This window comes from Nocardiopsis sp. MG754419 (assembly GCF_018207095.1).
Classification (GTDB): Bacteria; Actinomycetota; Actinomycetes; order Streptosporangiales; family Streptosporangiaceae; genus Nocardiopsis.
On record NZ_QOCZ01000060.1, the window covers coordinates 15,780 to 29,158 of the forward strand.

A 13,379-nucleotide genomic window follows, 5' to 3' on the forward strand; every position below is an offset into this window, starting at 1 on the left:
GCCACCCCGTAGCGGACCGCCATGGCGGTGATGTCCTCAACCGAGACGAACGCGGCCGGCCTCACCCCGGGATCCGGGGCCATCTCCCAGGTTCGGGGTTGCGCGAGGCGTTCGGCCCGGGTGGACTTACCGGTAGGCGTAGGCATCAGCCCACCCCCACGACCACAGAGCGGGAGCCCCCACCCGATGAACGACACCGGATCGGTGGACCGCTGGATCATCCTCAGGCACGGCGTGCCCAGCCTCGCTGTCTTCCTCCTGCTCCAGTACGGGGGCTGGATCTACGCTCTTGCAGCGCTGCTGATCTGGTACGGCCCGATGTTCGCTTGGGTCGCTTGGGAGAGACACCGCCGCGCTACCAACACGCATCAGCCCACCTCCTCAGCAGAAGGGGAATCGGCGCTGTAGCCGTTGGCCATGGCGGTGATGTCGTCATCGGAGACGAACGCGGCCCGCACCCGCACCGGGGACGGCGAGGTCTCCAACCGGACGTAGGCCACTCCGGGAAGGGTGGTGTCGATCAGGTGCGCCTCAGCACCGCGTTCCCTTGCGCCTTCTCCGAGGACCATGTCCACCTGGGACGCCTCGTCCAACCGTAGGGCGATCTTGTCGGGGAACAGGTTGCGCAGGTTCATGACCTCCTTGCGCGGGTCTTGGAGTGCGGCAAGGACGCAGAAGCCGACCGAGCGGCCTTGTGAGGTCAGGGTGGCGATGGCGTTCTCCGCGCGGCGGCGGACGTCCCGGTCGGGGTGGTAGGCGGTCAGAAAGGCCACCTCGTCCAGGACCACGAGCACGAACGGGTCGGTCTTCGTGGGGGTGTGGGAGCGCTGCCTTCCGGCGTAGCGCTCGGCACGTTCCTGCATGGAAGCCACGGCGTGTTCGAGCAGGTTCACCGCGGATTCGCCGTCGTCGGCGTAGCGGGCGAACAACTCGCGCCCGTAGGCGAGTTCCATGCGCTTGGGGTCGATCCCCCACACCTGCGCAGTTCCCTCTTCCAGGGCGGGGAGCATAGCCCGGATGGCCGACCAGAGCACGGAGCCTTTACCGGCCCCGGTCACGCCGACGATCAGGACGTGGGTTCCGTGCAGGCGCAGCTTCCAGGGGGTTCCGTCCTCACGCTTGCCGACCGGGAGCGCTGATAGGTCCGGGTTCTCGGGGACGGGGAGTGTGTCGAGGGGTTCGGCGAGGGTGTCGTGTCGGGGGAATTCCAGGGTGATGTCCCGAGGTCCGTTGACGGTGACGCGGCAGGAGGGGGCGGCGAACCCGTGCGCCAACTCCACCACCCGGTGCTCGAAGTCGGTCGGAGCAGTTCCGGCCACGAGGGACACCCGCACGTAGTCGGCACGGGCGTTGCAGGCCACGGAGCGGATGCGGGGCAGGTAGCGGCGTTCCTGGTAGGACTCCGCCAAACCGGCGATCACCAGCACGGGTTGCCAGTGCCGCCGATACACGACCAGGTGACGCCACCAGGCCAACAACCGCCAGGTGACGCAGTACCGGTAGGAGTCGGGCCAGGTGCGCCACCACACCAGGGAGACCGTGGCCAGCACACCGGCCAGGGCGGCCAGACCCTCCCCACCGAGATACCACCAGCACGCGGCCACGAGGGTGGTCGAGGCGACCATGACGGGGAAGCGGAATGGCAACAGCACCAGCAGGCGCACGAGCCGCCAGATCCAGGAGCCCAACACGACGATGCCGGGGGTCTCCACGATCGGGGTCGTCCACCGCACCCCTTGGGCCGGGGTCGGCAACGTGGGCGAGGACTGGGCGGCCCCCACCTTGGGTTGGCGCATCATCACCGGCCACCCCCGTTCAGGACCTCGGAGGCGGCGATCTCGGCCCAGAGCAGGTCGGAGTCGGCACGAGCGCAGGCGGCGAATCGGGCCGCGTCCGGGTTGCCGTCCCGGGCGGCGATCGCGGCGAAGATCCGGGACTTGAAAGCGAAGAACTCCGCCCGCTGCGCCTTGGTGGTGCGGGGCTTGTCGTACTCGGCCAGGAAGGCCCGGACCAGTTCGGGGCCGGTCAGGGAGGACAGGTCTTCGAGGTTCTGGGACATACTGGGGGCACCTCTTCTGAGATTTAGCGGTCCAGCGGGGGGTTAAGGGGCGGCCAGGGTGTTGGAGCACCAGGCCGCCCCGTCATGTGTTCACCTCAGGCGGCGTCCTTGACCGGAGCCTTGGCACGGCCCGCACCGGGGGTCTTCACACCCCGCGCCCGCAAGGAGTAGGCCACCCGGGGACGGCGGCCGGAGTCGTCGACGTAGGGCATGACCGCCATGGCTTCGAACTCGATGGGGCGGAACGGCAGACCGGGCACCTCGTCGGGCAACGTGGGGCACACGTTCGCGGCGACCTTGACCTTCACCGACTTGGCCTTACCGCGTGCTTCGGGGTCGGCGTCGATCACGTCCACCGCCCACAGCGGGAGCCCGGTGTCCTTGTCCATCTGCGGCTTCTTGGTCTCGAAGTCGGTGATCGCTTCCACCCCCAGCGCGAACGCACCAGCGGGGAACACCGTGCCGAAGGAGACCGGCAACGCACCCTGAATAGCCATCAATCAGCCTTCCGTTGTGTCGACCCCCCTAGACACTCAATGGCGAGAGCCACCGACATGAACTGTCTAGGGGTCTACGCAAGAAGGTAACAAGTGAATCGGGGATTGTCTAGGGGGGTACTCAGGCATGGGTCCACGTGACGACGGTGGCGTCATCGTGGTTCTTGGCCCGCTGGTAGCGCTGCTGGTCAGCGTCGCGCTGCTCTTGGTCGCGTACGTGGTCGATGAGGGCACCGGGACCGTTCTTGGCCGCGAGGAGGTAGCAGTCTTCCCAGGTCTGGGAGCCGAAGAGTTCCACGCCCCGCGTCGCACCATCGGTCATCGCGGCGAACCCGGTCACGTCCGTCAATGGCAGTGACCCGGTCAGTGCTTCGTCGGCGGCCCGAGCGTCCACCCCGGCTGTCCAGAAACCGCCCGGGGTGTTGCGCAAGGTGCGCACCGAGGGTCTGTTACCGGAACCGTCGCGCTCCAACTCGGTCTTGAGGTCGTCCAACCGGGTGTCGGCGATGGTCGAGACCGTGGCGTTGGTGTGCTGGATCAACAGGAGCGAGTCGGACAGCACGAGGTGGTGCAGTTCCGCGCCCACCAGGCGCACCATGACGACGGTGGCCGAGGGGAATTCCTGGTTGGCCAGGTCGCAGTCGGGGCCGTGCAGGTCGGCCATGGTGGTGATGGCTTGCGAGAGCACCGTTCGCAGGGTCTGCGTTCCCAGGAGTCCGGCCAGCAGCAGACCGGCCAGACGGCGCGTGTGCCAGGCCACCCCGTGTGCGCATCCGATGTCGATTCCGGCCGGAGCACTGGCCCCGTCCAGGAGCACGGCCCCGTTGGTGGTGACGGCGGCGACGTCCTCGTTGGCACGCTCGGGATCGCCGGGTTCAGTGGCCAGAAGGAACGGCATCGGTCTACTGTTCCTCGTCCTGGTCGTGCCGGTAGACGGGTGTGATCAGTTCAGCGCTCTGGGGAAGGCCCGTGTCGGGGTCGTAAGTGCTGCGCACCAGCACCGAGAAGCGTTCAGAGCCGACCTGCCCCCAGAGCGAGGCGACTTCACCGTTGAGGAAGTGCGCGACCCCGCGTGAGCCCTGGGGGTGGATTCCCCCGATGGCCAGGAAGGTGCCCTTACCGTCCGGGCGTGCCAGACGACCGAGGTAGGCCACATCCGAGGGCTGTTGGGGGTCCATCTCCTGTCCGGACCGGTAGCTTTCACCAGTGCGGGTGTCGGTGAGCAACCACAACCCCTTGTGCGGGTGCTCCCACCGGATGACGGGGTCGGTGTCGTAGGCGGTGCGCATGGCCTTCGACATGGCCGGTCCGCAGACCACCACCAGGTTGGGCCGGTTGAGATCCACGCGGCCGTCGACGGTGACGTGGTCGGAGACCGTCTGCATGTCGAAGGAACGCACCAGCTCTTCGAGCGCCTGACCGGTGGCCATGTCGTCCAGGGACAGGACGGGGCGATCCTTGACCTGGTCGTGTCGCAGAGGCGTCGCGACGGTCACCGTGCCCACACCGAGGAAGGCCGCTTCAGGGGCCGGACCGGTGTGGCGAATCTGGTGAATACGCCCGCGGCTCAGACCCGCCTTCTCCGCGATCTGCGCGTAAGACATGCCCTGGGCGTGCAGGTCCTGAATGAGCCGACGCCGCAGGCGGGACAGCTCGGTCACTTCCTGCTGTGCTTCGGCCAGTCGTTCGGTCGCTGCGCGCAGCACCTCGAAGGGGTCGTCCATCTCGGCTATGCGTTCGAACTGGCCCGGCATCAGTGCTCCCTCGGTCGTACGGACCGAGTCTAGGACTCTAGACAGCACGGGCGAAATCTCCGCCCCGGTTTCGGCATCCACGACCACGAAGCGTGAACGACGGCGGGGCATGCGCGGACCACTCACAGCTTGGTGAAGGTGGCCAGGTCCGCCCACACACAGGTGCCCACGGGTTCGGGCGTCACGCCCCACTGCTTGGCCAGAGCGTCCACGAGCACCAGGCCCCGACCGTGCTCACTCCAGGGGTCGGAGGACGCGGGTTTGCCGTTCCAGCCGTGTTCGCAGCCGTAGTCGGCCACCGAGATACGCACCCGGTCGCCGTGGTCGTTGACCCGAACCACGAACATGCCACCGTCACGGGAGCTGTGCGTGTGCCGGAGGGCGTTGGTAGCAAGCTCACTGGCGACCAGCTCGGCGTCATCGACCGTGGGGTGGTCCTGGAGTAAGGCCCGCACGAAGTCGCGTACTCGGGCGATCTCATCGACATGACCAGGGAACATTCGGGCCCAGTTACGCATGCACACCACCACCGTCTAGAGGGCTATACACCTGTCTCGTGACGGCAGAGTACGGCAGGATGCCTCATTTATTCAATGAATTCCCTGAATAAAACGTGTGATGTCAGCGGACACAGCTTCGACCACCCGCCGGAAGTCGACCCCGGTCACGGCAACAGCGGACAGGGCGTCGAATGCCTCTCGGTAGGCGGTGACGTGCTCAGAGCCGGTGAGGGTCATCTCAGCGGTGAAGGTCTCCACCAGCACCCCGGTCTCATCGCACACGGTGAACCCGTGCGGAGGCAGCACCGGCAGCCACACACCGGAAGGGATGACGCCGACGGACACGTTCGGGCGGTCAGCCAGCATCAGGAGGTGTTCGAGCTGGGAGGGCATGAACGCACCCGACCCGGGCCAGGTCCGCAAGGCCGACTCGTTGACCACGAACTCAAAGCTCTTGCCCTCATCGTTCAAGCTCTTGCCCCAGACCACACCCGATTTGGGGCCGGTGTCGGCAGTAGCTGAGTACTCACGAATTCGAAGTGGGGTGGGGATGGTAGCTGATTGGAACCCGCGCACCTTCGCAGCGGAGGCGACCAACTTCCGCGCAGAGTCAGGCACGATCGAGATCCCAGAATCAACCCGTTTGTTCTCCGAGAGAGGAGCGTAAGCCTCCCGAGCCATCGAGGTCAGCCGCTCGGCCTCGCTAGGGGAGAACGGCAGAGCCGCGATCAACTTCTCCACCGCCTCCACGCTAGAAACCCTCTGCCCGTTTTCCACCCTTGACACCGTGGGTTGTGAGACACCCGCGCCTGAAGCGAGCGTGGCACCAGACCGCCCATCGCGCTTACGTGCCCAACGCAGTGCGTCACCGAGTGCCCTCAGTAGTTGTTCAGCCATAGAGAAGGTCTACAGCAACAAATCTAATCTGGCTACCTGAAACAGAGTACACAGTCGATGATGTTAAGAAATACCACAAATTTAATCTTTCTATATTTACAAGATGAGCAATCAATAATTAGGCATGCCCAAGTTCCCGGGCATAATTCTGCATCTTTTTGAGAACGTATGCTGCGATACTAGCTCGGTTTGTGGAGGTGAGAAACTCCCCTCTTCTCCATGTCAATTCCACGCAGTAGGTGTCCCCCTCCAGATCGAAAGAAATGTCAGGAATTAGCGGTGTAAATTCAAGTGATTTCTCTGCCTTGAAGTTTGAACAGTCGCGCCCCTGACTATTCAGATAACCTTCAACAGCCTTCAACACAGACTTATTCAGAAGTTTATCTCGGCCTGCCGTGAATCCAACGTCAGCCAGAAGAGAAAAAGCAGGAAGCGACACCCTCGAAGGCGTTCCTCGATTCTCGAATGTAGGGTTTGCAGTGCCGTCGATGTACTTACCGAAATCAGATCTTGAAAATTTTCGATTGATTGAATAGGGGCCACTTTGCTCGATTCCCAAGTCAATCAGATTTCTTGTCACATCCTCAGGACCGTACTGGCGAAGAATCGGAATAGATAGCGAAGGAGGAATGCCAAACAGGCGCACGTCCAGCTGAAGGTTCATTTGGGTAAGGAGACCGCGCCGTTCCATCCACCAGCGACCCACCTCGCTAGTCTTTGTTGCATCCAGTAGCGCGCTCGCGTCGGCTAGGCCAAAGCGGCTGCTATTGGTCAACTGCGAAAGTACTCCAGCGTCCGAGCTTTCGGATGCAATCGCCACAATTAGATGGATTGGCCTCCGAGTTTCTTGAAGAATCCTAATCCTGCGTCGTGTGAAATCGTCGGATATCTGGCGCAAGTAATCGCCGATACTGTGAAATTCTGAAGCGGCATAGTCATTCGGGTTTACCCCGAGCAGCTCGAGTGACTCTACATCATTGGAAACCTCCAATGTATTCTTTGCGATCCCAGGCCACGAATCTCTTGTTGGGCCATCGATAAGGACAGGCAAATCTACGGGCGACCTGCCCGCTACGCGAACGTACCCATCGGCCATTTCTTTGGCTATCTCTTCGGTTGTCTCTGGCCAAAGAAGCAAGGTCCTATTCCCGCCTCCGCTATCCCTAAGGAGCCTCTTGATGTTAGCGATTTCCACCCCTGTGGCAGGATTCCCTTCCCGGTGATCAATGTTGATCGGAATCACACGCTCGTCGTCTGCTGCTATTCTTCCTTTAGCATACTTAATTGTTGCGTTTAGTGAATCATAGGACACTTCTCCTGTATGGTCCACCGTCTCTGAAAAATGAGCTGGAAAAAAAGTACGAAGACTGTGGGCTAGAGTCGTTTTCCCGGTGCCTGATAGTGCCAAAATCGGGCAGAAAAGTCCTTCACCTCTAGCCTTAATGCTTTCTGTGATGGTCTCAATTATGTTCAGAGTTGAATTGGGGGGAGCCACTAGGAGTCGAGCAAATTCTGGCCCGACCTCATCGATTAGCTGTTCGTATCGGGCTGGAAAAACGAGTTCTCTTAGAATATGATTCTTTGAATTCTCTTTATGGCTTTTCATATGCCCCCCAGGTTCAAAATTAACTTGCCGAGTTGTGCTGTATGGAATCAAGACGACGGCGCAAGCGCCGTCGCAGCGTCCAGCGGCCTCCGCTCGGGCTGCGGGCTGTCGCCCGGTCCCGAGCGCACGGCCACACGAACGCACGACAAATACACCTCTCGGACAGGTCCAAGACTGAGCGGGGACCAGAACTGCCCGAGATCACCATGGTGACCCCGGACATGCCTACCTGGCAGGGGATTTAGTCCCGAACTCGACAGCGAGATCACCGGCCCACCTGTCTCCCCGTGGTCCGCCGCTCAGGGCACAATCCTGGGCAGTAACCCCACCTACGAGCCACTGGCAGTACCAGGGGGCTCGCGCCCCCATGGACCCCGCGAGCCCACGCGGAACCCGGCGCGACTCAGGACGCGTGAGACCACCCGCCGACCGCGCCAGAACCCACGCGGGACCGGTACCGTGGTTGCCCTCCCACGGGGTGGCCGGAGCGGCCTCTCCTACCCCGTCTGGCCCCCGAATCACCCCCGGCTCCATCGCACATTCATCGCACATGACTCCGAGAAGGGGCCGGAAGCACTGGGAAACCCTCGGAACATCTATGCAGGTCACAAAGCCTTTCGTCGCTTTGTCGACAGGTCGTTAGGGTCCCCCAGGGCAACGGGGCTTCATGGGTTCAAATCCCATACCCTCCGCCGAATCCCCAGGCCACAGGCTTGCTGGGGAAGCAGAGAAGGCCGGTGATCCGGGTCCATCGCACATGGACCGGCACACCGGCCTTCGTCGCGTCCCGGTCCCGGTCGGTCGGCATGTCGACATACCTCTGTGTGGACTCCCCGGGGCGACGGGTTCGGCTTCCAGGTACCCACCCTCGTCGCACGTGGTTCCGCGCAGAGATCGATTCCTCTTTACGCAGGCCGGACAGCCTGATGCTCAGGTGGAGCCGCTGAGGACCTCGATGACCTGTGTTTGACCGGTGCGGATCTCGGTACGCCGTAGAGAGACCGGTCGGGTGCCCCCACCGTGGTCGGCGGTGACCTACTCGGTCACCTCCCGGGCCGAGGCCTGGGTGAGCCGCTCGGCTGGCGTGCTCCGGTCCGCGGGCGTGGGCATCGGGCCACCGCCGACGACGGTCGAGAGAGGTCCAGGTGAGAGCCATCGCGGAGAAGCAACGAACGGAAGTGTCGAGAAAGACGGCGATCAGCTCGATGTTCGTCATCGTGGCCATGCTCCTGTCGGGATTTTCCGCTTACCTCAGCCAGAATCACGTGCTTCTCGTCGCGTGCGGTGTGGTCCTTCTGTGCAGTGCCGGCCTGGTCCTGGCGTGGGTGATCCAGCGCAATCGAGGCACTCCGCAGCCCGAACGCCCCTCGGACTCCGCGTAGTCGGCGACCATGAGCGCACACATGAAACGTCCACTGGTGTGGCTCAACCTGGTGAACGGGGGGATATTCGGCATTGTCACGGCGATGCGCTTCGGGTTCGGAGATGAACCGCTGTGGATGGCATGGTTCACGCTCATGGCCGCGGTGTCCTTCACCGCGACGGGCCTGGGCTACCTGTACCGGTTCCGGAAACAGCAGGGGAGTCCCGCCGCCCCACCCGAACAGAGTGAGTGACTCCTTTCGGTGGGCCCGCGAGCTCTGAAACGCGAATGTGGGCACCAGACCGCCCCCGAGCGTGAAAGGCATCAGTGAGGACGTTCCGCGCGACCTTCCGGCACGACGCCAGGAAGAGAAGCCTCCCCTACGTCATTTCCGCGATCGTTGTGCATGCCGGGGCCATGGCGGTGCTGACCCTCTCCTACGGAGGGACATGGACCAACCACCTCCTCAGTGTGTTGGCCATCGTCAACGTCGGAGTTCTCATCCAGCTCTTCAAGCCCACCCGGACATCGACGCAGGAGACAAGGTGACCGGTCGCTTTGTCGACAGGTCGTCAGGGTCTCCCGAGGAGACCGGGGAGACCGGGTCTCGTGCGTTCGGATCCCCGGCGTTCGCACAGGGGCACCGTCCGGTGAACCCCGTGCGCGGGTGCAGGCGTGTGGGGCCGGTTCAGGGGACGCCGTCGGCCAGTCGGCGGTGCCACCAGGGCGCCTCCGGCGACGCGAAGGGATCGGGCAGGGTGCTGCGCAGGTAGCGCGCGTCCCATGCCTCCAGGAGGCGACCGAGCTCGGCGCGGGGACGCGGTGGAAGCCGGTGCAGCACGTGGTTCAGGACGTCGCGAGCGTGCCGGACGTCGTCGAAGGCGCAGCAGGGGGACGGGCACGGCGCGGGCCGGGGGTACAGCGGCCGTCCGCGGGGGGACGGGAAACGCGCGTAGGCGCGCAGGGCCAGGACGGTGGCTCCCCTGAAGAGCGAGGGCTCCCGGGAGCGCACTTCGACCTGGTGGACGGCGTGGCAGGTGCGGGCGGACAACCCGCGGATGTGGGCTCGGGGGCCGCTCGGCGGTGACGCGCGCAGTGCGCCGGGGCGCTTACGCGGCATCGGCCTTTCGTGTGGACATGTCGACATGCTGCCACAGCGAAGGGCCCGGTTCTCCGGCCGGGCCCTCGGCGCTACTCGTCCTCGTCGGCGTGCTTGGGCAGGACCACCACCGGCACCCTGGCGTGGTGCAGCACCCCCTGGCTGACGGAACCCATCAGGAGCCCTCGGATGCTCCCCCGGCCCCGGGAGCCCACGACGATGGCGTGGGCATCGGCGTCGTCGGCGGACTCCAGCAGTGCCGTCACCGGGTTGGACTGCGTGCGGACCGCGGACACCTGGATGTTCACGTCCTCGCGCTGGTCGTCCATGACCTCCGCGAGCAGCTCGGCGACGAGCTGTTCGGACTGCTTCTCGAAGATGTCGTCCTGGGGCTGGTACCCCGCCGAGGTCATCGCGACCGGGTCGTACGGGAAGGGCACCTCCCAGCTGTTGACGACCACCAGCTCGCCCTCGGTCTCGGCCGTGAGGTTCACGGCCAGTCCGAGCGCGCGGCGGGCGTTCTTGGACCCGTCCACACCGACGACGACGCGGTCCAGCTCGGTGGTGGCCGGCTTGCCCGCCTCGGACGGCACCACCACGACGGGGCACGGGGCGTGCGCGGCGACGCGCACACTGACCGAGCCGACGAAGAGGGCCGCCACGGAGCCGAGCCCGCGGGAGCCCAGGACGATGAGGTCGTGCGGGTGGCTGTGTCGGATCAGCGCCAGCGGCGCCTCCTCCAGGGCGGTGAAGGCCTCGACGTTGATCGACGGTTGGAGCTTGGCCACCTGCTCCCTGGCCGCGATGAGGACGGTGTCCGCCTGCCCGGAGATCTCGTCGGTCGGCTGGAAGCGTTGCGGCCCCCCGTAGGCCGACACGATGAGCGGCATCCCCAGGGCGTGGACGATGTGGAGCCTCACCCCGCGTCGGGCCGCCTCGGCCGCCGCCCATTCCAGCGCGGCCCGTGACTGCTCGGAACCGTCGGCGCCGACGACCACTTTGTGCTCTGCCATGATTCCCCCTTAGCGCTGACCACCATCTTCACCGAGTAGAACGCATGCACACGGGAGCGGCACAGGACGAACGGTCCCGTGATCGACGATCTTTAGTCGCTCTCGTCCGCGTGCGGCGGCAGGACCGCCACCGGAATCCTCGCGTGGTGCAGGACCCCCTGGCTGGTGGAGCCCATGATGAGTCCCCGCACCCCTCCCCTACCCCGGGAGCCGACCACGATGAGGTCGGCGTCCTTGCCGGCGCTCAGCAACGCCTCGACGGGGTCGACCTGCATACGCACGGCGGAGAGGTCGAGGTCCTCGGTCTCCTCGTCGATGACCTCGGCGAGGACCCCCGCGACGATCTCCTCCGACTGGCGGTCGAACACCTCCTCGTGCAGGGACTGGGCGTCCGCGGCCAGGGACTCGGCGTCCTGGGGCAGCGGCACCTCCCAGCTGTTGACCACCACGACGGAGGAGCCGGTGAGCAGTGCGTGCCGCAGGGCGAAGCGCAGCGCCCGCCGGGAGGAGTCGGAGCCGTCGACCCCGACGACGATCCGTCCGTGGTGCCGGTCGTCGCCCGCCTCGGGCACGACGATGACCGGGCAGGGCGCGTGCGAGGCGGTGCGGGTGCCGACCGACCCGAGGATGATGGCCCGGATCGCGCCCAGGCTCCGGGACCCCACGACGATGACGTCGTGCCGTTCGGCCTCGTTGAGCAGGACCGCGGGCGCGTCCTCCGGGGCGAGGACGGTGGCCACGTCCAGGTCCGGGTGCGCTCCGCGCGCGTACTCGGCGCTCTCGCGGAGCAACCGTTGGCCGGCCTCCCTGACCTGGTCACCGGCCTTGTATCTCTCGGTCTTGCTGTGGGAGAAGGTGCCCATGACCATCGGCATGCCCAGGCCGTGCACGATCCGCAGTTGTTCCCCGCGCCGGGCGGCGATCTCCGTCGCCCACACCAACGCCGCGTGCGCGGCCGGTGTGTCGTCCACCCCCACGACGACCGACGGCGGTCGTTCCTGTGCGTTCATCTCGACCCCTTCCCCTCCCTTCCATTGTCATGACCGCGCGGCCGGAAACCAGAGAGGAGGGTCCCGCGCGTTGGGGCTTCTTCGACGCGTGCGGGGGCTACCGGGCGAAGGCCTCACCGACGTTCGCGGCCAGTTGGAGGTAAGAGTCCCTGGTGGCGGGGGCGAGCCGGTCGAGATCGACCTCGGCGCCCTCCTCCAGGTGGCCGTCCCAGGGGACACGGACGACTGACCGACAGCGGCCGGCGAAGTGCTCCTCCAGACGGTCGAGGTCCACGCTGCTCTTGCTGTTGGACCGCACCATGGAGAGCACCACCACGGCGCCGGCGACGAGGGAGCCGTGTCCGTGCGCTTCGAGCCAGTCCAGGGTGGCGCTGGCGCTGCGCGCCCCGTCCACCGACGCGGAGCTCACCAGGACCACCTGGTCCGCGAGGCCGAGGACGCCCCGCATGGCGGAGTGCAGCAGCCCGGTACCGCAGTCGGTGAGGCAGATCGAGTAGAAGTGCTCGACGATGCGGGCCACCTCGCGGTAGTCGTCGTCGCTGAACGCCTCGGAGACGGCCGGATCGCGGTCGGAGGCGAGGATCTCCAACCTGCTGGGGGCCTGGGAGGTGAATCCGCGGATGTCGGCGTAGCGCGACACCAGGTGGCGTTCGTTGAGCAGGTCGCGGATGGTGGCGGCGGTCTCCAGGCGCACCTTGTCCGAGAGGGTGCCGCGGTCGGGGTTGGCGTCGACGGCCAGGACACGGTCGCCGCGCAGGGACGCGAGGGTCGCGCCGAGGGCGACGGTGGTGGTGGTCTTGCCGACGCCGCCCTTGAGGCTGAGCACCGCGACCCTGTGGTGGCCGGTGGCGACGGGGGTGGTGGCACGGGCGACGAGCTCGCGTTCACGCAGGACCTTGGGTGATTCACCGGGGTTGATGAGGCCCATGCTGGCGGTGTGGACGGCGCGACGCCAGCCTCCGGTGGGGCCCTCGTTGCGGTTGCGGACCAGGGTGGCGGCGTTGAGGGCGTCGGCGGTCATGCCGGCCTCGTAGTCGGTGCGCCGGGCGGGGGCCGGGGTGTCGCGGGACGCGGCCTCGTCACCGAGGTCGCGCGGCCCGGACCACGAGGGCCGCCCCAGCGACCCGAGCGGTGGAGGTCCGGGTCGGGAGGGGGAGGTCCCGGGGTGCTCCGCCGACCCGTCGGCGCCTGCCCCGGGCCGCTCGGTCGGTGCCGACCACGCGTCCCGTGCCGCCGCCGGACCCTGCGTGTGGCTCTCGACCGGTGCGGTCCGCTCGGACTCCAGGGGCGGGAGCTGTTCGGGTTCGGGGACGTCGGAGTCACCGTGGATCCGACGGGGCCCGAGGGGGTCCGGGTCCTCCCTCCCGGGCAAGGAGGGCCGTGGCGGGATTCTGGGCTCCTCCTCCCGCCAGGGGGTGGCCCCTGTTCCGGTCCGCCGGGGTCCCGGCGTGGGCCGGACGGTGCCGTTGCGCGACTCCTCGGGTGCGTCGAGGGTGTCCTCGTCCTCCTCCGGGGCGGGCGCCGCGAAGGCGGTGCCGGGCAGCGGGGGCGGAGTGTTCTCCGGCAGGCGCGCGTACGGAG

14 protein-coding genes are annotated in these 13,379 nt (G+C 66.0%); 2 read left to right on the top strand and 12 right to left on the bottom strand.

From position 1 onward, the window contains the following. Nucleotides 1-368 precede the first annotated feature (368 nt). The 8 genes from DSY14_RS13865 to DSY14_RS13900 form a co-directional block, all read right to left on the bottom strand. Entirely contained in the window at nt 369-1,799 is a 1,431-nt protein-coding gene (locus tag DSY14_RS13865; protein WP_211716951.1) for an FtsK/SpoIIIE domain-containing protein, read from the bottom strand. Next, on the bottom strand, nt 1,799-2,059 hold the full coding sequence (locus tag DSY14_RS13870; RefSeq protein ID WP_211716952.1) for a hypothetical protein: 261 nt from the start codon (nt 2,057-2,059) through the stop codon (nt 1,799-1,801). Before DSY14_RS13870 ends, DSY14_RS13865 begins: the two co-directional genes overlap by 1 nt. A 95-nt stretch (nt 2,060-2,154) precedes the next feature. Continuing rightward, nucleotides 2,155-2,556 (bottom strand): plasmid replication, integration and excision activator, encoded by a 402-nt coding sequence (locus DSY14_RS13875; protein WP_211716953.1) that lies wholly within the window; start codon nt 2,554-2,556, stop codon nt 2,155-2,157. 121 nt (nt 2,557-2,677) lie between these two features. After that, nucleotides 2,678-3,454, bottom strand: a complete 777-nt coding sequence (locus DSY14_RS13880) for a protein phosphatase 2C domain-containing protein (protein ID WP_211716954.1) — start codon at nt 3,452-3,454, stop codon at nt 2,678-2,680. A 4-nt stretch (nt 3,455-3,458) separates the two neighbouring features. After that, nucleotides 3,459-4,310, bottom strand: coding sequence for a sigma-70 family RNA polymerase sigma factor (locus DSY14_RS13885; protein ID WP_211716955.1), 852 nt, complete (start codon nt 4,308-4,310; stop codon nt 3,459-3,461). A 122-nt stretch (nt 4,311-4,432) separates the two neighbouring features. Next, nucleotides 4,433-4,810 (bottom strand): ATP-binding protein, encoded by a 378-nt coding sequence (locus DSY14_RS13890; protein ID WP_249187848.1) that lies wholly within the window; start codon nt 4,808-4,810, stop codon nt 4,433-4,435. A gap of 90 nt (nt 4,811-4,900) precedes the next feature. Beyond that, complete coding sequence (locus DSY14_RS13895) at nt 4,901-5,707, bottom strand: helix-turn-helix transcriptional regulator (RefSeq protein ID WP_211716957.1); 807 nt, start codon at nt 5,705-5,707, stop codon at nt 4,901-4,903. A 118-nt stretch (nt 5,708-5,825) separates the two neighbouring features. Next, nucleotides 5,826-7,313 carry a hypothetical protein gene (locus tag DSY14_RS13900; protein ID WP_211716958.1) on the bottom strand — a complete coding sequence of 496 codons (1,488 nt, stop codon included), beginning with the start codon at nt 7,311-7,313 and terminating at the stop codon, nt 5,826-5,828. 1,178 nt (nt 7,314-8,491) lie between these two features. Here DSY14_RS13900 and DSY14_RS13905 point away from each other — a divergent pair. Both DSY14_RS13905 and DSY14_RS13910 read left to right on the top strand, forming a co-directional pair. After that, a complete protein-coding gene (locus DSY14_RS13905) occupies nt 8,492-8,695 on the top strand; it encodes a hypothetical protein (RefSeq protein ID WP_211716959.1) in 204 nt (67 codons plus the stop codon). Nucleotides 8,696-8,704: 9 nt separating this feature from the next. After that, nucleotides 8,705-8,929, top strand: a complete 225-nt coding sequence (locus tag DSY14_RS13910) for a hypothetical protein (RefSeq protein ID WP_211716960.1) — start codon at nt 8,705-8,707, stop codon at nt 8,927-8,929. 435 nt (nt 8,930-9,364) lie between these two features. Here the strand turns inward: DSY14_RS13910 and DSY14_RS13915 are convergent, their stop codons facing one another. The 4 genes from DSY14_RS13915 to DSY14_RS13930 all read right to left on the bottom strand — a co-directional run. Then, on the bottom strand, nt 9,365-9,796 hold the full coding sequence (locus DSY14_RS13915) for a hypothetical protein (protein ID WP_211716961.1): 432 nt from the start codon (nt 9,794-9,796) through the stop codon (nt 9,365-9,367). A gap of 71 nt (nt 9,797-9,867) precedes the next feature. Further along, nucleotides 9,868-10,788, bottom strand: a complete 921-nt coding sequence (locus DSY14_RS13920) for a universal stress protein (protein WP_211716962.1) — start codon at nt 10,786-10,788, stop codon at nt 9,868-9,870. Nucleotides 10,789-10,880: 92 nt separating this feature from the next. After that, nucleotides 10,881-11,798 carry a universal stress protein gene (locus DSY14_RS13925; protein WP_211716963.1) on the bottom strand — a complete coding sequence of 306 codons (918 nt, stop codon included), beginning with the start codon at nt 11,796-11,798 and terminating at the stop codon, nt 10,881-10,883. A gap of 97 nt (nt 11,799-11,895) precedes the next feature. Continuing rightward, on the bottom strand, nt 11,896-13,379 hold a 1,484-nt coding region (locus tag DSY14_RS13930; RefSeq protein ID WP_249187849.1), incomplete at its 5' end, for a MinD/ParA family protein.